This window comes from Streptomyces sp. NPDC050263, from assembly GCF_040655955.1.
Lineage (GTDB): Bacteria > Actinomycetota > Actinomycetes > Streptomycetales > Streptomycetaceae > Streptomyces.
In genome coordinates, this window is sequence record NZ_JBFAKW010000016.1 from 23191 (window position 1) to 42148 (window position 18958).

General features: G+C 71.3%; 18 protein-coding genes and 2 pseudogenes. 8 read left to right on the top strand and 12 right to left on the bottom strand.

The window, feature by feature from the left end:
- The first annotated feature begins 100 nt into the window (after nt 1-100).
- A complete protein-coding gene (locus tag AB0J04_RS10360; protein ID WP_363167940.1) occupies nt 101-1225 on the top strand; it encodes a PP2C family protein-serine/threonine phosphatase in 1125 nt (374 codons plus the stop codon).
- Here AB0J04_RS10360 and AB0J04_RS10365 read toward each other — a convergent pair.
- Entirely contained in the window at nt 1173-3428 is a 2256-nt protein-coding gene (locus AB0J04_RS10365) for an MMPL family transporter (RefSeq protein WP_363167941.1), read from the bottom strand. The two genes, AB0J04_RS10360 and AB0J04_RS10365, sit on opposite strands and share 53 nt — an antisense overlap.
- Nucleotides 3429-3560: 132 nt before the next feature.
- Here AB0J04_RS10365 and AB0J04_RS10370 point away from each other — a divergent pair, with 132 nt between their 5' ends.
- The 3 genes and pseudogenes from AB0J04_RS10370 to AB0J04_RS10380 all read left to right on the top strand — a co-directional run bounded on the left by AB0J04_RS10370 (nt 3561) and on the right by AB0J04_RS10380 (nt 4815).
- On the top strand, nt 3561-3767 hold the full coding sequence (locus AB0J04_RS10370) for a hypothetical protein (RefSeq protein ID WP_363167942.1): 207 nt from the start codon (nt 3561-3563) through the stop codon (nt 3765-3767).
- Between the two features lie 49 nt (nt 3768-3816).
- Nucleotides 3817-4197, top strand: a pseudogene (locus tag AB0J04_RS10375) (FAD-dependent oxidoreductase); the annotation flags it as partial.
- Nucleotides 4198-4575: 378 nt separating this feature from the next.
- Nucleotides 4576-4815 (top strand): helix-turn-helix transcriptional regulator, encoded by a 240-nt coding sequence (locus AB0J04_RS10380; RefSeq protein WP_363167943.1) that lies wholly within the window; start codon nt 4576-4578, stop codon nt 4813-4815.
- Nucleotides 4816-4866: 51 nt separating this feature from the next.
- Here AB0J04_RS10380 and AB0J04_RS10385 read toward each other — a convergent pair whose 3' ends face one another.
- The 5 genes from AB0J04_RS10385 to AB0J04_RS10405 form a co-directional block, all read right to left on the bottom strand.
- Entirely contained in the window at nt 4867-6039 is a 1173-nt protein-coding gene (locus AB0J04_RS10385; RefSeq protein WP_363167944.1) for a methyltransferase domain-containing protein, read from the bottom strand.
- A gap of 1 nt (nt 6040) precedes the next feature.
- Nucleotides 6041-6175, bottom strand: a complete 135-nt coding sequence (locus AB0J04_RS10390) for a hypothetical protein (RefSeq protein WP_363167945.1) — start codon at nt 6173-6175, stop codon at nt 6041-6043.
- Nucleotides 6176-6344: 169 nt separating this feature from the next.
- Nucleotides 6345-6839 (bottom strand): DUF6415 family natural product biosynthesis protein, encoded by a 495-nt coding sequence (locus AB0J04_RS10395; protein ID WP_363167946.1) that lies wholly within the window; start codon nt 6837-6839, stop codon nt 6345-6347.
- Nucleotides 6836-7045, bottom strand: coding sequence for a hypothetical protein (locus AB0J04_RS10400; protein ID WP_363167947.1), 210 nt, complete (start codon nt 7043-7045; stop codon nt 6836-6838). The genes AB0J04_RS10395 and AB0J04_RS10400 overlap by 4 nt, the downstream gene beginning before the upstream one ends.
- Before the next feature lie 140 nt (nt 7046-7185).
- Nucleotides 7186-8370 carry a helix-turn-helix transcriptional regulator gene (locus tag AB0J04_RS10405; protein ID WP_363167948.1) on the bottom strand — a complete coding sequence of 395 codons (1185 nt, stop codon included), beginning with the start codon at nt 8368-8370 and terminating at the stop codon, nt 7186-7188.
- Nucleotides 8371-8658: 288 nt separating this feature from the next.
- On the opposite strand from AB0J04_RS10405, the pseudogene AB0J04_RS10410 reads away from it, so the two are divergent.
- Nucleotides 8659-9417: pseudogene (locus AB0J04_RS10410) on the top strand (FAD-dependent oxidoreductase); the annotation flags it as partial.
- A 261-nt stretch (nt 9418-9678) separates the two neighbouring features.
- A complete protein-coding gene (locus AB0J04_RS10415; protein ID WP_363167949.1) occupies nt 9679-10671 on the top strand; it encodes an APC family permease in 993 nt (330 codons plus the stop codon).
- Nucleotides 10672-10695: 24 nt separating this feature from the next.
- On the opposite strand, the gene prcB is transcribed toward AB0J04_RS10415, so the two are convergent.
- Nucleotides 10696-11556: a proteasome subunit beta gene (gene prcB, locus AB0J04_RS10420; protein ID WP_363167950.1), complete on the bottom strand. Its 861-nt coding sequence runs from the start codon at nt 11554-11556 to the stop codon at nt 10696-10698.
- Between the two features lie 115 nt (nt 11557-11671).
- Nucleotides 11672-12067: an SgcJ/EcaC family oxidoreductase gene (locus AB0J04_RS10425; RefSeq protein ID WP_363167951.1), complete on the bottom strand. Its 396-nt coding sequence runs from the start codon at nt 12065-12067 to the stop codon at nt 11672-11674.
- A 119-nt stretch (nt 12068-12186) separates the two neighbouring features.
- Between AB0J04_RS10425 and AB0J04_RS10430 the strand changes: the two genes are divergently transcribed.
- Both AB0J04_RS10430 and AB0J04_RS10435 read left to right on the top strand, forming a co-directional pair.
- The gene (locus AB0J04_RS10430; protein WP_363167952.1) at nt 12187-12873 is read left to right on the top strand and encodes a nucleoside/nucleotide kinase family protein; all 687 of its coding nucleotides are present in this window, start codon (nt 12187-12189) and stop codon (nt 12871-12873) included.
- A complete protein-coding gene (locus AB0J04_RS10435; RefSeq protein WP_363167953.1) occupies nt 12809-13426 on the top strand; it encodes a hypothetical protein in 618 nt (205 codons plus the stop codon). Before AB0J04_RS10430 ends, AB0J04_RS10435 begins: the two co-directional genes overlap by 65 nt.
- Before the next feature lie 28 nt (nt 13427-13454).
- Here the strand turns inward: AB0J04_RS10435 and AB0J04_RS10440 are convergent, their stop codons facing one another.
- The 4 genes from AB0J04_RS10440 to AB0J04_RS10455 all read right to left on the bottom strand — a co-directional run bounded on the left by AB0J04_RS10440 (nt 13455) and on the right by AB0J04_RS10455 (nt 18889).
- Nucleotides 13455-15287: a hypothetical protein gene (locus tag AB0J04_RS10440; RefSeq protein WP_363167954.1), complete on the bottom strand. Its 1833-nt coding sequence runs from the start codon at nt 15285-15287 to the stop codon at nt 13455-13457.
- Between the two features lie 70 nt (nt 15288-15357).
- A complete protein-coding gene (locus AB0J04_RS10445; protein ID WP_363167955.1) occupies nt 15358-17076 on the bottom strand; it encodes a hypothetical protein in 1719 nt (572 codons plus the stop codon).
- Nucleotides 17077-17078: 2 nt separating this feature from the next.
- Nucleotides 17079-17981, bottom strand: coding sequence for a carbohydrate ABC transporter permease (locus AB0J04_RS10450; RefSeq protein ID WP_363167956.1), 903 nt, complete (start codon nt 17979-17981; stop codon nt 17079-17081).
- Nucleotides 17978-18889: a sugar ABC transporter permease gene (locus tag AB0J04_RS10455; RefSeq protein WP_363167957.1), complete on the bottom strand. Its 912-nt coding sequence runs from the start codon at nt 18887-18889 to the stop codon at nt 17978-17980. The genes AB0J04_RS10450 and AB0J04_RS10455 overlap by 4 nt, the downstream gene beginning before the upstream one ends.
- Nucleotides 18890-18958: the final 69 nt, after the last annotated feature.

Sequence of the window (18958 nt, forward strand, 5' to 3'; positions counted from 1 at the left end):
GTTTCCGGGCGTGCGCTCACACCGTAGAGGGTCGCTCTCGCCCGCGTCCACCGGTTTTCTCGGCGTGCGCGGGCCCGTGCCGGGGTGGAGCGTGGGGGGTGTGGGACGACAGGACGGGCACGGGCCGGGCCGGCCGGGCCGGCGGGGCTGGCTGCGGGGCGCGCCCCCGCCGCGCTGGGTGCGGGCGCTGCCGCTCGTCCTGATCGCGGGCGTCTGCGCCGCCACGCTGACCAGCCCCGACCCGCTGGACATCGGCTTCGTGCTGGGCGCGATCCCGCCGCTGGCGGTCCTGTCCTACGGTCCCGTGGCCACCGGGCTGCTCGGCGCGGCGGTCGTCGTGATGCTCGACGTGCCCGCGTTCCAGCTGGACCGGCCGGGGCAGACCGATGTGCTGACGGTGTGTTTCGTGGCCGTGCTGAGCGTGTTCGTGGCGTTCGTGCGCCGCCGCCGGGACGCCCAGCTGGACATGGAGCGCACGATCGCCGAGGCCGCGCAGCGCGCCCTGGTGCCGCCGGTGCCCGACCGGGTCGGGCCGGTGCGCTGCGCGGGTCTGTACCGGGCGGCGCAGGAGGGGACGCTGGTCGGCGGCGACTTCTTCGACGTGCGGACGAGCGCCCACGGGGTGCGGGCGGTGCTGGGGGATGTGCAGGGGCACGGGCTGGCGGCGGTGGCGACGGTGGCCTCGCTGCTCGGCGCGTTCCGGGAGGCGGTGCTCGACCTGCCGACCGTGGAGGAGGTGGCCGCCCGCCTGGACCGGCGGCTGGCGGTGGACTCGGCGCGGGTCGCCCATGCCGAGCTGTTCGCGACGGCCGTCCTGCTGGAGTTCACGCCGGACGCGGACGCGGTGCGCGTCGTCGTCTGCGGGCATCCGCCGCCGGTGCTGCTGCGCGACGGCCGCGCGACCGAGGTGGACGCCGTCCCGTGGACGCCGCTGGGGCTCGGCCTCCCGCAGGGCGCCGCGCTCACCGCGCACGTCCTGCCGCTGCGCCCCGGCGACCGGCTCTTCCTCGCCTCGGACGGCGTCTCGGAGGCCCGGGACGACGCCGGCGCCTTCTACCCGCTCCTCGACCGGCTGCCCGCCCTCGCCGCGGACGGCGACACCGACCCGGCGACGACGGCCGACCGGGTGTGGGCGGACGTCCTGCGGCACTCCCCCACCGTCCGCGACGACGTCACGATGCTGGTGCTCGCCCCGGCCCGTCCGGGGAGTCCGGAGCGTCGGTGAGGCTCTCCGCGTCCCCCTCCGCGTCGATGTGCGGCAGAATCCGGTCCAGCCAACGCGGCGTCCACCAGGCGTGCTTCCCGAGCAGCGTCATCACGGCGGGCACCATGAGCAGCCGGACGACGGTGGCGTCGATGAGCACGCTGACCGCGAGGCCCAGGCCCAGCATCTTGACGACGATGTTGTCGCTGATGATGAACGCGGCGAACACGCTCACCATGATCAGGGCGGCGCAGGTGATGACCCGGGCGGTGATCTCCAGCGCGTGGGCGACGGAGTCCTTGGCGTCGCCGGTGCGCAGCCAGGCCTCGTGGACGCGGGAGAGCAGGAAGATCTCGTAGTCCATGCTGAGGCCGAAGATGATCGCGAACATCATCATCGGCACATAGCTCTCGATGGGCACGTCGCCGTTGACGCCCAGCGCGGGCCCGCCCCAGCCCCACTGGAAGACGGCGACGACGACGCCGTACGAGGCCGTGATCGACAGGACGTTGAGGACGGCGGCCTTGACCGCGACGAGGAGGCCGCGGAAGACCGCGAGGATGATCAGGAAGGCCAGGGCGACGACGACCGCGATGATCAGCGGCAGCCGGCTGGCGACGATGTCGCGGAAGTCGACCTGGGCGGCGGTGGTTCCGGTGACGTAGCCCTTGGCGTCGTAGCCGGAGACCGCGTCCGGCAGGGTCGTGTCCTTGAGCCGGTTCGTCAGTTCGGTGGTGACGGCGTCCTGCGGGGCCTGGCTGGAGTAGACGGTGGCGAGCAGGATGTCGCCGTCCTGGGTGGCCGTCAGCGGGGTGACGGTGGCCGCGTCGGGGACCGCGTTCAGGCTCTTCTGCGCCTGGGACTGGAGGTCGGAGCGTTTGTCGGAGGGGACCGACGTCTGATCGAGGACGACGGTGAGGGGCCCGTTGGAGCCGGGGCCGAAGGCGTCGGTCATCAGGTCGTAGGCCCGCCGGTCGGTGAAGGAGGTGGGATCGGCCCCGTCGCCGATGTGACCGAGCTGGATGGAGAAGACGGGGATGGCGAGGATCGCGATGACGGCGACGCCGCCCCCGAGGTACTGCCAGGGTCTGCGCTCGACGCGCTTGGCGTAGCGGTGCCAGGTGCCGTGCGGGGTGGCGCCCGGTTCGGCGTCGGTCTCGGCGACGGGCTTGCGCACATGCCAGCGGTCGATGTGGTGGCCGATGAGCCCGAGCAGGGCGGGGACGAGGGTGAGGGCGCCGATGACGGCCGAGACCACGGTGATGGCGGCGGCGAGGCCGAGTTTGCCGATGAAGGACACCCCGGACGCGTACAGGCCCATCAGCGCGATGATCACGGTGGTGCCGGAGACGAGAACGGCGCGGCCGCTGGTGGCGGTGGCATGCCCGGCGGCCTCGGCGGGGTCGGCGCCGTTCATCAGGTTCTGCCGGTGCCGGGTGATCAGGAACAGGGCGTAGTCGATGCCCACGCCGAGGCCGATCATGGTGGCGAGGGTCGGTGAGACGGTCGCGAAGGTGAACGCGGCGGCCAGCAGCCCGAGGACGGCGAGCCCGCCGACGACCCCGATGAGCGCGGTGACCAGGGGCAGTCCGGCCGCGATGACACTGCCGAAGCCGATGAGCAGGACGACGACGGCGACCGCGAAGCCGATCGCCTCGCTGATGAGGTCATTGGCCTTGGGCCGGGCCAGTTCGCCGAGCGTGCCGCCGTACTCGACGTCGGCGCCGGCAGCCCGCAGCGGCTGGACGGCCTGGTCGACGCCGGTCAGGTAGTCGTCGCCGAGGGTGTTGGGCTGCTCGTCGAAGCGGACGGTGATGTAGCCGGTCTTTCCGTCGCTCGACACCGGACCGACCTTGGTCGGGCTGACCGAGAGGGGGTTCTGCACCGAGAGGACGTGGGGCAGCTTCTGCAGGTCGCCGACCGTGGTGGACATCTGCGAGCTCAGTGCGCTCAGGGCCTGTTCGTCGTCGCGCAGGACGATCTGGGCGCTGTATCCGCCCGCTTGCGGGTCGTGCTCCTTGAGGACGTCGAGGCCCTTCTGGGACTGGGTGTCCGGCAACTGGAAGTTGTCCTCGTAGGTCCCGCCGACGGACCGGTCGATCACCTGGACGGCGACGAGTGCCACCAGCCAGGCGACGATCACGAAGAGGAAGTGGCGGGCGCACCAGGCACCGAGCCTGCGCAGTCCCCCGCGTCGCGGTTTCCCGGCGGTGGTGGGTGCCATGGGCCCATTACACGCCCACCCGATCTTCGCGGCATCTCGGACGCACCCGATCCGGAACTGATCGCGATTGCAGGGTGCGGCAACAGGATGAATGGTGTTAGTACATTCCTTCGGACGCGAGGAGCAGATGCCATGCCGAAGTCACAGCCAGGCGCTTCCGGGCCGTCCCCGGACCGCGTCACCCCGGACGACCTGCTCCACACGCGCACCGGCACCGAGGTGTCGCCGGAGGACATGGTCCTCGTCACCGGGCGGGATCTCACGCCGCGCAACCTCGAATGGGCTCGCCGCAAGCTGGACGAGGAGGGACCGGCCGCCATCGAGAAGCTGCTGCCGTGAGGTAGCCGCCCCTTCCGCCGCGGGCACCGCAACTGTCAGACTGCGGAGGATGCCCGACTTCGACATGCTCGTCCTCGGATCAGGTCCCGGCGGTCAGAAGGCCGCCATCGCCGCGGCCAAACTCGGCCGCCGGGTCGCCGTCGTCGAAAGCCAGTTGTCCCGCAACCATGTCGCCCTGTTCGCCGGCACCGGCCGTTTCGTCGACCCGCACACGGTCGCCCTGCGCGAGATCACCGGGCAGGACCGGCTGATCACCGCCGAGCACATCGTGATCGCCACCGGGACCCGGCCGGCCCGGCCGGCCCGGCCGGCCCGGCCGGACAGCGTGGAGTTCGACGGGCGGACCATCCTCGACTCGGACAACGTGCTGACGGTCGAGCGGGTGCCGCAGTCGATGGTGATCGTCGGCGCGGGTGTCATAGGAATGGAAACAGCCTAATCACTATGACTCGCGAAGGTCTCCCGTCGGGCACAGGGCATGTGGTCATGGCGCGAAGTAGCCCTGCCGGGCAGGGCTTCCGGTCCGCCGCCCGGCAGGGCCAGCGGTACGCACATCACCTTGACGCCGGAGGGCCCGATTCGGCACCGCGCGTGCGGCATATGACTGGGGGATCCCGTCACACGGGGTGCGGAGGCGATCCCGGCGCACGTGCACTGACGCCACGAGAAGAACCCCGCCCCGTCCAGCCTCTTCCGGGAGACCAAACGGGGCGGGAGCCGCTCAACCCGAGACCAAATCTGACACTTAGTCATGAAAAGCCTCTGGGCTGGTGCTGACATCTGACCATGGTCAGTCGAACTTTGTCGAGTGCCTCGCGACTCCCCGAACTGGATCACCGAACGGCGTCGCGACCTGGGCGAACGCATCGGCGACTTACGCGCGGCAGCGCACCACACCCAGGAAACCCTCTGCGCGGCCACCGGCATCAGCCGCAGTCACCTGCAGCGCATCGAGGCCGGCCAGACCGACCCCCGCTACGGCGAGCTGCTACTCATCGCGGCCGCCCTGGACCAGACGATCTCAGTCCTGGTCGACCTCCCGGAATAGGCCAAGGCCCCGCCCATCCGCCACGGGGGAAGGCAGACGAGCGGGGCCAGCTCAGATGTCCCAGGCCTCCGTCGGACGGTCCAGCCAGGCCTGTTGACCGTCGGCCGTGGCCGTCAGCCCGAAGCGCTCAAAGCCGGGCTCACCCGCCGCCCGCCACCAGGCGAGCGCCGCGGCGACCTGGTCCCACAGCCTGCGAGGGCCCGCCTGCCAGACCTGGGCCTCGGCCCGCCCGTCGGTGAACATGACGCACGCCCACGACCGGTCCGTCAGACCGTAGAACCACACCGGCCGAGCACCGTCCCGCTTCTCGGCCGGCTGGTGGAGGCAGTCGCGCACCCGCAGTCCCACCGCGAACGGCGCAGCCGCGAACCGGCCTTCGCCGAGCAGCTCGGCCTCCGTCACCGTCGTGGTGCCCCGGTCGGCGCCTGTGACGCCCTCCATCACGTACACGTCGTGCCCGGCGAACGGTGACCGCTGGCTGCGCAGCTTCATGAATTCCACCGGTCCGGTGAACCTCCCCGAGGCGTTGGTCGCGTCGTCGGCGACCTTGAGACGGGCCACCGCGTCCAGGCTGGTGAAGTGCGTCCCCCACGGTGCCAGGATCAGGCCGCCGGGCTTGACGTCGGCGATCCAGGCAGGCGGGATCCGACGCACGCCTGCGGTGGCGATGAGGCGGTCGTACGGGCCGCCCGAAGGGTCGCCCTGTTCCCCGTCGCGGGTGAGCACGGTGATGGCCGGCTGGGTCCGGGCGAGCCGGTCCCGTGCGACGGCCGCCACGTCGGCGTCGACTTCGACGGTGACGACGTTTCCGCCGCCGACCCGGTAGCCGAGCAGCGCCGCGTTCCATCCCGTGCCGGTGCCGATCTCCAGGATGCGCTGACCGGGCTGTACGTCCAGGTCGTGCAGCATGCGGAAGACCACGGACGGCATGGACGCGGATGAGGTGGGCACGTGGCCGCGGCCCTCGCTCGTGCCGTCGTCCCACTGGGTCACGACCGGCACGTCCGCGTGCGCGTAGGAGAACCACAGGCCCGGTTCGTCGCGCAGGTCCACGGCGACGGTCGCGCCGGAGTCCATGTCGAACGGCCAGATCAGTTCCGGCAGGAACGCGGACCGGGGAACAGCCGTGAAGGCCGGCATCCAGTCCGACGTCAGGGCCTTGCGTTGGAGGAGGGAGCGGCCCAACTCGGACTGCCCCTCCTCGTCCACTCCGCTGAGTGTCATGTCAGGCGCAGACCTTCGGGCCGCCGTCGGGGGACGGTGGAACCGGCGGACCGGGCCACGGCTCCCCGGGCAGGCCGTCGCCGCCGTCGCCATCTCCGCCGCCGCCGGCCATTCGGTAGATCACGTCTGCCTTCATGCTGCTCTCCTTGTCGTGGATCCATGGTGCTGCGGCCTGCCCTGTGCGGGAAGGCGCCGGGACCCGTCCCGCCGGACTCTTCCGGAGACCCGGCGGGACGGGCGTTCTGGGTGCGACCCTGACCCTGCGGTCGCCATGGGGCCCCGCACGCCGGGGCTGGCGGCATGCGTCAGCGAGCGTCGCGGCGCACGATGTCAGCGCAATGGCGGTGGATGTGGCCCGAGCAGCCGTTGCCGCTGGTCGGGCTGAACTGCGCGTACGGCATGGCGTCGGACGGCGTCTCGATCACGCCGTCGCAGGCGAGGCACATCCACGTCCCGGTGAGCGCGTCGTAGTGGGCGCGCAGCGCCAGGACGGAGCGAGCGAGCCGTTTCACGCGCTCTACCTCGCCGCGCAGTCCCGGGCGCTCTGCCACGCTCAGCCGTCGACGGGCCTCGTGGGCTCCGGCCAGGGCGACCATGGCGGGCACGTCGTCCTTGCCGCGGCTCGCGGCCAACTCCTCGACCTGCGGGATCAGGTCTTCGAGGAAGTCTCTGAAGTCGTCGCCGAAGAGCTTCACCGTCTGGTGGCGCGGCAGCGTCTCCTGGCCGAGGAACCAGCTGGCGGCGGCCCTCATCGAGGGCTTGGTCAGTTGCGGGGCGTCGCCCGCGATCGCGGCGTTCACCGGGCACCGGCCACACGGTGGCGGGAGCACTGGCACGGCGGGTATCCGGTGGTACCCAGCTCGGCCAGCACAGGCGGCCCCTCGTAGGTCAGGGTGCGGGTGCCGCGGTCGCTGGTGATCCTGCCGTCGCGGGCCACGGTGTAGACCCTGATCGTCATCCCGGGGTCCTGTGGGCCTTCCGGGGGCGGCGCTGTACCGTTCGTCATGTCGACGCTCCTACGTAGCGTGGGCCAGCCCCCGGGCCGTTCGCGCGGCCGCGGGGGTCTCGTCTGCTAGCAGAGTGCCGACATGAAAAGGCCAGAACTATCAGACCTTCCGATAGCCCTGGCCATTACTTGACGCTACGTCACACGCCAAGCCATGCACCGAAGTTGTGGAACGTGTCAGGCATCCGGCGCTTCGCGGCCTCCAGGCCGGCATACGTCTCCCGCACCGTCGGGTGATACCGCGTCTGCTGAGGGGCCAGCTTGCGCGCAGCGAGCAGGCTCTTGAAGGCGGCCTCCGTGCCTCCCGTCCACATCTGCGCCCGGGCAACCTCAGCGTGGTGGTGGGAGAGCCTGGACGGCGGCCAGTCATCCGGGATGACAACACTCTCCGCCTGGTGAACGGCCTCCGCGTACAGGTCCAGTTCCGCGAGCACGCTTACCCGGTGCACGCCCACGTTGGTCGGCCCGAACGACAGCCAGTGCACCTTCTCGGCCGGGCCGGTCCGCTGCGCGATGCGGGCCGCTTCGCCCAGATGCCCTTCCGCCGCCGCCTTGTCCTTGTCCCGGCCCGCCAGAACGGCAGCCCCGAGATGCATCTGGCCGGTGACGACCTCGAGCGCGCGCCCGGACTCGGCCTGTTGCAGGGTCGACATGCCCAAGCTGATCAGGCGCTTGCCCGTCTTGTAGTCGCTCGCCCGTAGGTAGGCGAGCGCGCGCAGGTACTGCCGCATCCCGCCCAGCACTGGGTCGGACGCCCGCTGCGCCGCCCAGTCCATCCGGTCGAGCGCGACCGTGCACAGGTCCGGGAAGCCCAGCTTCGTCGTCACGTCGTAGGCGGTCCGATAGACACTCGCCAGCAGCTGCCAGTTCCGGTCGGCCGGAGCGGCGTAGGCCGCGGTCGTCGCCTCACAGATCAAGCCGGGCAGGTCCGCAGCGACCTGCTTGATGTGGGTGGCGCGGACCATGGCGCACAGCTTGTCCGCATGCGCCTCCAGCTCCTCCACTGAACGCGGCCTCACGTCCGGGTCTGCGCCGAGGTCGTACAGGTTCAGGGCCTCCCGGATCGGGTTGATCAGCCCGTCGAGCTGGTCGGCGCGCAGCTCATCGAGGTACGGCTGTCCGTTGAGTTCGGCGACCGGCACCGACAGGGCGCGCGCGAGCGCTCCTATGACCGAGGGGCTCGCAGGCAGGGCACCCTGCTCCACCTTCGTCAGGGTGCTGTACGAGACATTCGACAGGTCCGCCAGTTCTCGTTGCGTCAGCCGGCGGACTTTTCGTGCGTGCTTGATGCGTGCGCCTGTGTGTTCTGCACTGGAGGAGGGCATACTGGCTCCGTTCTGAACTCGACACTCAGAACGGTACCCCGGGGCCGCAGTCTGGGGACCTTCTCAACGGCTCCCGCCTTGCTGGCGGGGGCCGTTGTTGCGTCCCCTTCCGTTGCGTTCCCGGAGTTCGTCGGTGTGCGGGTCAGACGGTCGGTTCTTCTGGCCACGTTCTCCGAACGCGAGCGGCAGCACGGCATCCAGGCGCGGCCCCCCGCCCCGGAGTGGATCATCGAGCGCGGCCTATCCGGACAGACCGCGATGTACGTGCACGTCGGCGATTGCTGGAACGAGGTCATCGAGTCGCTCAAGTACCACCTGCGGGACCTGGCGGTGGCCTTCCGGTTCGGGGAGACCGTGGCCGCCGTGGAGCGGCATCCGCGGGGCACGCTGACCGTGCTGGAGAGCGGCACGAAGATCCCGGCGGACGCGGTGATGTACTCGGCGGGCCGGCAGGGCCTGACCGACGAACTCGACCTGGACAAGGCGGGGTTGGCGGCGGACCGGCGCGGCCGGATCGAGGTCGACGAGCACTACCGCACGCCGGTCCCGCACATCTACGCCGTCGGTGACGTGATCGGCTTCCCGGCGCTCGCGGCGACGTCGATGGAGCAGGGCCGGGCGGCCGCGTACCACGCCTGCGGCGAACCCGTCGGGCAGATGCACCACCTCCAGCCGATCGGCATCTACACCATCCCGGAGATCAGCTTCGTGGGGCGGACGGAGGACCACCTCACCGAGGAGCGGGTGCCGTTCGAGGTGGGCGTCGCCCGGTACCGCGAACTGGCCCGCGGGCAGATCATCGGCGACGCGCACGGCATGCTCAAACTGCTGGTCTCGCCCGCGGACCGCAAGCTGCTCGGCGTGCACTGCTTCGGCACCGGGGCGGCCGAGCTGATCCACATCGGTCAGTCGGTGATGGGCTGCGGCGGGACCGTCGACTATCTGGTCAATGCGGTGTTCAACTACCCGACGCTGGCGGAGTCGTACAAGGTCGCCGCCCTGGACGCCACCAACCGGCTACGGCAGTTGGACCGCATCGGGGACTGACCCGGCGGTCATGAACATTACCCATCCGTCAATCTTGAAAGCTCAATCTTTAGGGCTATAGCCACTCGCACACTCGGTGTCACCGTCCGCCGACACAGTGCTGGAACGGACCCTCCGCGCGCCCCTCCGTCGACGTTCTCCCGAGGTCATCCCCTCTCGATGCGCGGCGGCGTCCCACCCTGCTCGACCTTTCACCCCCCCCATACGCCGCCGGGTGGTTTCCCGCATCCGGCGGCGTGCACGACGGAAAGCGGCACAACGATGAGCAACAGCACCGGAAGAGGGCTCCAGGCGAACGTGCTGGGCACCTTCGACACGGTGGTGATGGCGGTCGCGGACAGCGCCCCGGCCTACTCCATCGCCGCCACCACGGCGGTCCTGGCCGGCGCCGTGGGCCTGGCCGGTCCGGCGGCGCTGCTCTACTGCGCGACACCCATGCTGGGCATCGCGCTGGCCTTCAGCCGGCTCAGCCGGATCGACGTCAACGCCGGCGCCGGCTACTCGTGGGTGGGGCGCACGCTCCGCCCCTTCCTGGGCTTCATCAGCGGCTGGGCGCTGGTCGTCTCGGCGACGATCTTCATGGTGGCGGGCTCGCTGCCGGCCGGCTCGATGACGCTCGCCCTGTTCGACGACGACCTCGCCGACAACACCGCCCTGTATCTCGACGACCCGACGCCGTGGGCCTCGCTGATCTCGGTCGCCCGGCTCTACCCGTCCGGGGTCCGGCGGCAGGAACTGGCCCGCTGGTGGGACGAGTTGCACCGGCGGGACCCCTACAGCATGGAGGGCCACCTCCAGGTCCTGCACTACTACTCCGCCCGCTGGCACGGCTCGCACGGCCTGATGTACGACTTCGCCCGGGACGCGGCCGGCGTGGCCCCGCCGGGCTGTCCGCTGCCGGTGCTGGTGCAGTACGCGCGCGTCGAGGAGTTCCGCCACACCCTCGACGCCGCGCAGGGCCGTACCGCCTCGGTGGCGCTGAGCCAGCACTGGAAGAACGACGGCGCCGTCGGCGCCGTCCGCCGCACCTGGGAACGCTGGATCACGGGCCGCGCGCAGGACGCCGTCGCGCCGGGCGAGCTGCGGGACTTCAACTACCTCGCGCACGCGGCGTGTTCGGCGGGCGCCGCGGACGTGGCGGCGCCGCTTCTGGGGATCCTCGGCCGCCGGGCGACCCGCACCCCCTGGTCGTTCACCGGGGATCCCGCGCAGCAGCTCGTCAAGTGGCGCAAGGAGTGGGGGGTACGCGACTGAACCGTGCCCGGTCCGGCGGCGCGGTCACGGCGTGGCGTTCGGTCCGTCCGGCCTGCTGCTGCGGCGCTCGACCATCTCGCGGCTGAGCCCCTCCGTCTCCGGCTGGGACAGCCGCTCGAAGCCCTCCTCGGTGATCACCGAGACGATCGGGAAGATCCGGCGGCTGATGTCCGGGCCGCCGGTGGCGGAGTCGTCGTCGGCCGCGTCGTACAGGGCCTGGAGCGCGGCGAGGGCCGCCTCCCGCCGGGACATGTCGGCGCGGTACAGCTTCTTCAACGCGCCCCGGGCGTACGGGGAGCCGGAGCCCTCGGCGTGGAAGGGCGACTGCTCGTACAGGCCGCCGGCCACGTCGAAGCTGAAGATGCGGCCCCGGGCGGCCGGGGCGGCGGCCGCGGTGTCGTAGCCGACGAGGAGCGGGACGACGGCGAGGCCCTGCATGGCCTGGCCGAGATTCTGCCGAATCATCGTGGCCAGTCGGCGCGCCTTCGCGCCGAGGGTCATGGGGACGCCCTCGACCTTCTCGAAGTGCTTGAGCTCGACCTGGTACAGCTTCACCATGTCCAGGGCGAGTCCGACGGTGCCGGCGAACGCGACGGCGGTGTGCTCGTCGGCCGGGTGCACCTTCTCCAGGTCGCGCTGGGCGATGAGGTTGCCCATCGTGGCTCTGCGGTCACCGGCGATCAGCACGCCGTCGCGGTAGGTGAGGGCCAGCACCGTGGTGCCGTGCGGGAAGCTGTCCGGGGCGGCCCGGACGCCGTCCGGGAACGGCGGGCGCGTCGGGAGCAGCTCGGGGCGGTGCACCGCCAGGAACTCGCTGAACGACGAGCCTCCCGCCGTGAAGAACTCCTCCGCCAGCCGACCGTCCTGCCCGCTGCCTGCCGTCATGCCGTTCCCCCTCGCCCGCCGCCGTCGACGTCACCGCCACTCTCCTACCTACCTGCGCCCGGCGGCCGGGAAACCCGGGCCCGGCGGGTGCGGTCGGTGCGGTCGGTCGGTGCGGTCAGTCGTGCGGGAACGAGTGGTGCTCGTGGGCGATCAGCCAGCGGCCGCGCTCCTTGCGCAGGCCGAAGGTGAGCCGCAGCCGCAGGGTGGGCTGCGCGGCCAGTTCCTGTGGCGTGCCGCAGCGCAGCAGGGCGTGGGCGTAGGCGACGTCGTGCCCGGCGGTGACGTCGAGCGTGTCGATGTCGAACCGGGCGCCCTGCGCCTGCCAGGCGAAGAACGGCGGCCAGCAGGCGCGGTAGGCGGCCAGCCCGCGGATGCCGTCGTGCGGCGCCGGCACGTCGTACATCACGAGGTCCTCCGCGTGTCCGGCGACGACGGTGTCGAGGTCGCCGCGGTGGACGGCGGCGGCCCAGCGGGTGATCAGGACGCGGATCTGCGCCTCGTCGTCATACACGGTCGTCCTCCTTTCGATACGAGCTGTCGATACGGGCTGTCGATACGGGACTGTCCATGGGGACTCTCGATCCGGACCTCCGTGGGGTCTCCTTCCAGGAGACTGCGACACTCGGCTGTGTGCTCACTTTCGACGATCTGCTGCTGCGGGCCCACGCGCTCGCCGGGGACGGGCGGCGGCGCGTGCTGCTCGGCATCGCGGGCAGCCCAGGCGCGGGCAAGACCACCCTCGCCGAGCGCCTGGTGCGGGAGCTGGACCACGCCGCGCATGTCCCGATGGACGGCTTCCACCTCGCCGACGTGGAACTGGACCGGCTCGGCCGCCGGGACCGCAAGGGCGCGCCGGACACCTTCGACGCGGCCGGGTACGCGGCCCTGCTGCGACGGCTGCGGGAGGACACGGACGACGTGGTGTACGCGCCCGGCTTCGAGCGGGTGCTGGAGCAGCCGATCGCGGGGGCCGTCCCGGTGCCGCCGTCCGCCCGGCTGATCGTCACCGAGGGCAACTACCTGCTTCTCGGCACGGGCGCGTGGACACACGTGCGGGCCGAGCTGGACGAGGTGTGGTTCTGCGAGACGGACGAGGAGCAGCGGATCCGCCGGCTGATCGCGCGGCACGAGGAGTTCGGCAAGGGGTACGCGGAGGCGGTGGCGTGGGTGGAGCGGAGCGACCGGCGCAACGCCGAGCTGGTGGCGGCGACGCGGGAGGGGGCGGATCTGGTGGTCGCCCTAGACTGCCCGCATGGGGACGGACATCACTGTGCTGGCGGTGGACTGGGGGCGACTGGAGCGGACGCCGACGGGTGAGCGGGAGCGCCTCCTGTACCAGGCCGCCGAGCCGGCGGACGACACCGGCCGGGGCGCCGAGCCCGAGGTGGGCTGGATGTTCCCCGCCTCCGCGAAGACGCCGTGGTGCGGGCGGTACGAGTTCCGCGACACCCTCGGCTCGTACAAACCCCACTTCTGGGCGGCGAACGGCTGGGACACCGTCCGGGAGTCGGCCGATCCCGGCCTGCGGGAGGCCTTGGACGCGTTTCTCCTCGGCTTGATCTGGTGGGGAGCGGACGCGGACGACGAGGAGGACAGGCCGGACGCGGGCCTGTTCCCGTCAGACCCCGAAGCGTGGCGGCCGCGCCTGCATCTCGTTTGCCCGCCGGTCGTCGTCCCCACCCTCGCCGCCCGCTGGGCCCGGGCCGAGCCGCTCCTCGGCGGGCTGGAGCGGACGTACGACGCGCACGCCTCGCGCCCGGGGCGCTGGATCGCGGACTTCGGCGAGTTCGCCGGGCTGCTGCGGCAGTGGGCCGTCGTGGTCGACGAGAGCGCGCGGCGCGGCTGGGGGCTGCTGGGGTTGCCCGTCTGACCACCCCCGATCGCGCCGCGCGCGGCTCTCAGCCGCCGACCGCCCGCAGCGTCAGCTGCGGCTCGGCGTGCGCGTCGTCAGGCCCGAGTACGGCGGTGAAGGCGTCCGTGCGCACGACGAGCCCTTCCTCGCCCCGCTCTACGGACACGACCAGCGGCTCCTCGGCGCCGTAGCGCACGGCGAAGACGTGGAGGTCGTCCGGCGCGTCCGCGATCGGGCCGGCCTCCAGGGCGCTCGAACTGACCAGGTGGGCCCAGCCCTCGTCCGGGTTGCCGTAGCCGCGCGGGTCCTCCGCGAGGGCGAACGCGGCCTGTTCCTGGGTGAGTTCGGCGCGGGAGTCGAAGTGGTCCGGGCCCTGCGCCTCCGGGTGGGTCAGGCGCAGGTCGCCCGCCGACGTGACGGCCGCGTGGGCCGTGCGCCGGACCCGGTCGCCGTCGTCCTCGGCGTAGGGCAGGCCGGCCAGCAGGTACGGCGTGCCGGCGAGGCGTTCCACGGCGACCGTCGTCCACAGGGTCGTGCCGTCGGTGACGTACAGGGAGCGCACGGACCGCAGGACGTGGTCGCGGCCGACGACCGGCTTGGTGACCAGTTTGGCGGTGAGTCCGTCGGCCCGGACGTCACGGACGCGGACCTCGCCCATGGGGCGGCAGAGCAGGAAGCCGTCGGTGACGGGGCCGAAGCCGTGCTGGCGGCTCACCGCGGCGGGCAGGCAGTAGGCGCCGGCCGCCTCGATCACCGCCGGGGTCATCCGGTCGTCGAAGGCCACCGAGACCGTGCCGGCGCGCAGTTGGTGCCGTGCGGGCCCGGCCGAGGGCGTGCGGTGCCAGGGTGTGCCGTCCTGGATCTGCCAGACCAGCATCCACGCGAAGTGGCCGTCCACCCCGCCGTCCGCCTTGACCGCGTGCCGGGCCCAGCGGCTGTCGCCCCGGTAGCGGCCCAGGTCGGAGCCGATGCGGGCGCCGAAGCAGCGCAGGCCGAGGACCGACTCGAAGGCGGAGTGCTGCTCGCTGTAGCGGGGGCCGCCGTTGTCGAAGCCGCCGCCGGTGAGGCGGGCGTCGATATAGCGGGCGAGGGCGTCGCCGTCCTCGGCGAAGATCTCCGCGCCGCTGACCCGGTGGGCCTGGGCGAGGAAGGAGAGGGAGATCGGGCCGTAGTTGTTGTCGTAGGCGCCGCCGTGCTCGGGGGGCAGCAGGGCGCCCCGGTCGCGCACCCGGTGGGCGCGGATCTCGGCGGCGTACAGCTCCAGTGCCCGGGCGCGGACCTCGCCGTCCTCGGGGGCGGGCAGCAGTCGGGCCAGCATCAGGCCGCCGACCACGCAGCCGATGGCCTGGTTGCCGGCCTCCTGCGGGTTGAAGAAGGTGGCCTCGGTGAGCCAGCTCCAGTAGCCGCGCGCCACGTCGAGGAGTTCGGCGCGCTGCTCGTCGTCGACGAGGCCGTCGGCCGTGTCGAGGACGTTGACGGCCTGGAGCAGCGCCCACACCGTGCTGGGCCAGTCGCCGATCGGGTGCGCGCCGGCCGCCAGGGTGTACCGGGCGTACGGCAGACGGGAGTCGCGCACCCTCAGGTTCGGGTAGCCGGGGTTGTCGTCCCGGTAGACCCGCTCGCGCAGATGGAAGGCGAGGCTGCGGCGGACCGCGTCCGGCAGCCGCGGGTCCTTGCCGCGCTGCCAGGCCAGGGCCAGCAGGGAGGTGATGCCGAGCGAGGTGTCGCCGATGTCGTCGACGCAGTCGGGGTGCTCGAGGTTGCCCTCCGGCGTGAGCCGCCGCAGGGCCTGCTCGACGACGTCGGCGAGGACGGCGTCGTATGCCTCGGGAGTGTCGGGCAGGTCGTGCAGCGGGCCGCGCTGGTGCGTGAGGTACACGGGAGGGGGCGTGAGGTGCACGGGGATCAACCCTTCATGCCTGGGGTGGCCATGGCGTGGTTCGTCGGGGTCACACGACGGGTGCGGGCCGGCGGGCGCGCAGTGCGACGGTCACTGCGTGCGGGCCGTGTCCACCGATGTAGACGCGGTTCCCGGTCGTCGCATCGGTGCCGCCCACCACGGTGTAGTCCTGGCCCGGGTCGTACCGCAGTACGTCGCTCCGGTCCGGCCCGGCAAGCGGTTCGCCTGCCTCGACGTCGGCCTCGACCCGGATCTCGTCGTCACCGACCCGGTAGGTCATCGGCCCGGTCGTCAGGCACCAGCGTCCGTCGCCGATCGGCACGGCGCCCGTCGGCACGCCGCCCGGCCGGAAGGTGAGTTCGAGGGCCCAGGGCACCCGTGGCCCGCTGATGTCGATCCGCAGGTCGGCGCCGTCCTCCCTCAGGTCCACCTCGACGCGGGTCGTGTGGGAGACCTCGTCCCGAGGCCGGTCCGGGAAGGCCATCGCGGCCGAGAAGCGTCCCTCGTCCGCCAGCCGGTAGGAGCCGTCGTCCCGCCGATGGTCCGGCGGGAGCGGCTGGTAGTAGGCGGCCGACAGGGCTTCGGTGAGTCGGTAGCGGCTGTCGGCGAGGCGTTGCATGTCGGCGGCGCGGAACGGACCCAGGTCGAAGAACCCCCGCGAGAGACGGACCGCGTCGAGGACGGCGTCGCCGGCGAACAGGCGCAGGAAGGTGGGGTTGCAGGCCAGGCCCGAGCGGATGCGGCGGCGCTCGGGCACGTCGGAGCCGCCGTACACCACGGTGTGCGCGGTGGCCGAGACTCCTGCGGCGAGGCGTGCGGTGGTGAGGTACCGGTCGCGCGGAAGGGACTCCGGGGCCGGGGCCGGCAGGGCGCGGCACAGGTCCGGGGTGAGGAGGCTCTGGGCGAGCAGGTCGGCGTCGTCGATGCCGCCGGCGGCCGCCAGCCGCGCCGCCCGGGCGAAGTCGCCCCGGCCGGTGCGGACCGCGAGCAGCCGGTAGTGCGGCAGGTAGGGCGGCAGCGGGAACGGGTGGTTCTGGTCCTGGCGTCGCGAGTGGACGGTCTCCACCGTGCCGTCCGGCCTGATGAGGTCCAGGGTCGTGGCGAGATTGCGTTCGACGGCGTCCCGCAGGTCGGCGCGGCCGAGCACGTCGGCCAGCAGCAGCAAGGACGGGTTCGTCACGTGGGACGCGTAGACGGCGCTGCGTTCCGAGTACAGGCCCTCCGCGTCGATGTCGACGCCCTCGGCGAGCCACTCCTCGACGCGGTCGAGGAGCCGGTCGTCGGGGAAGGACCGGTGCAGCCGGGCCAGTGCCGCCGACAGCTCCCAGCGGTGGTTCGGGGTGTGCACCCCGCCGGTGAGGAGACTGTCGGAGGCTGCGCCGGCGATCTCGGCGAGCGCGGCCGTGACGTCGCGCAGTTCCGGCCCCGCGCCCGCGGCGAGGACGTGCGCGTCGCACACGTCGTTGACGGTGAACGCGGAGTCCGGCGGTGACTGCACGTTGTCGCCGCCGGCGAAGAGGCCGGTGGTGGTCTGCGTGGCCCGCAGGGCGCGGAGGTGGGTCGTCGCGGCGGCGACGGCCTGCCCGCTGCCGTGCAGTGCCGAGTCCGGGGAACGGTATGCCGCGATCAGGGTCTTCACCCGCCGCGCCAGACCACGGTGCGGCACACCGGCGGGTTCCTCGTCGGGGCGAACCGCCGGCGGGGCGGCCTGCCGGTCGGCGGCGAGGGCCGCCGCACGGACGAACTCGTGGTCGAGCGGGACGTACAAGGTCAGTCCTTCAGGCCGGCGTTGATGTCGGCGTTCATGACGTACTTCTGGAACACCAGGAAGACGACGATCAGCGGGATCATGGAGATGACCGAACCGCCGAGCAGCACCGACCAGTTGATGTTCTGCGCCCCTACGAGGCTCTGGATGCCGATCTGCACGGTGAACTTCTCGGGGTCGTTGAGCATCAGCAGCGGCCAGATGTAGTCGTTCCACCGCCACTGGAAGGACAGGATGGCGAGGGTCAGCATGATGGGCCGGGAGAGCGGCACCATGATCCGCAGGAAGATCGACAGTTCGCGGGCGCCGTCGATGCGGGCGGCCTCGATGAGCTCGTCGGGGACCGTCAGGAAGAACTGGCGGAACATGAAGCACCCGGTCGCGGTCAGCAGCGCCGGGAGGATGATGCCGGCGAGCGAGTTGTAGAAGCCGAGGTCGCGGACCACCAGGAACAGCGGGGCGAGCATGACCTCGGCCGGCAGCATCGTGGTGGCCAGGATGCAGAGGAAGAAGGCCTTGAGCCATTTGTTGTCGTACTTGGCCAGCGCGTACCCGGTGCAGCAGCTGACTCCCACCGTGAGGATCGTCGCGATCACACACACGAGGGTCGTGTTGATGAAGTACTGGGCGAAGTTGGCGCTTGCCCACGCTTCCTTGTAACCCGACACGGTGGGATTGTCCGGGAACACCGTCAGCGGAAGGGAGAACAGGTCTCCCGCCGGCTTGAAGGAGCTGAGGACGAACCACAGCACCGGAATCCCGTAGAGGCCCGCCAGGACCCACAGCAGAGTCGTCGGGGCGATCGCGCGCCGAAGCCCGCCGGTTGCCGAGCCACGGTGCCTCTTCTTGGAGACGGCCCGTACGGAGTCGGCGTCGACCTTGCGCGGCATGTCTGTGGTTGTCATCGGTTCTCCACCCGCCGGTTGACCATCATCTGGATGATCGCGACGCCCATCAGGATGAGCATGAGCACGAACGACGCGGCGCTCGCGTAGCCGATCTGGCCTGACTTGAACCCCGTCTGGTAGATGTACTGGACAAGCAGGTTGTTCGACGTTCCGGGTCCGCCGCTGTTGAGGGAGGCGAACACCGCGTATTCCTTCATCGCGTGGATCGTGTTGAGCAGGATCACGATGAAGGAGGTGGGCGCGATGCTCGGCAGAGTGATGCTGATGAACTGGCGCCACGGACCGGCGCCGTCGAGCGCGGCCGCCTCGTAGTAGGACGTCGGTACGTTCTTGATCGCCGCGATGAACAGCAGCATGGAGAAGCCCGTCCAGGCCCAGGCTGCCGCCACCACGACCACGATCAGTGACAGGTCCGCGTTCGACTGCCACGGAACGGCGCTTCCGCCGACCTTCTCGATGAGGTAGTTGACCAGTCCGAAGTTCTCACCGAACAGCCATCGCCACAGGACACCCACGATGATGGGCGACAGAAGCCACGGGATGAAGAAGAAGAGGCGGGCGACCGACGCGCCCTTGGCGTGCTTGCTCACCAGCACGTTGGCGATGAGCAGCGACAGCACGAAGTTCAGCGGGACGAAGAGCACGGTGTACAGCAGCGTGCGGGTCGTCGCGTCGTAGAAGGTCGAGTCCCCGAGCAGCTTCTGGTAGTTGTCCAGTCCGACGAACTGGAACGCCCCCACGCCCGTGTAGTTCGTGAAGGAGTAAACGAGCCCGATCACCGCCGGCCAGACGAAGAACAGCGCGAAGAGCACGACATTGGCCGCGATGAGGACGAACGGCGCGAGGGTGTACTTACTGCGGCTCCTGGGCGGGCTCACGGACACGTCCGAGGCTCGTTTTGTCATCTTCCTGACTCCGTGCTGGTGGATGGGATTGCGGTGGGCTCACGCCATGAGCCCGGCATCACGCGGACG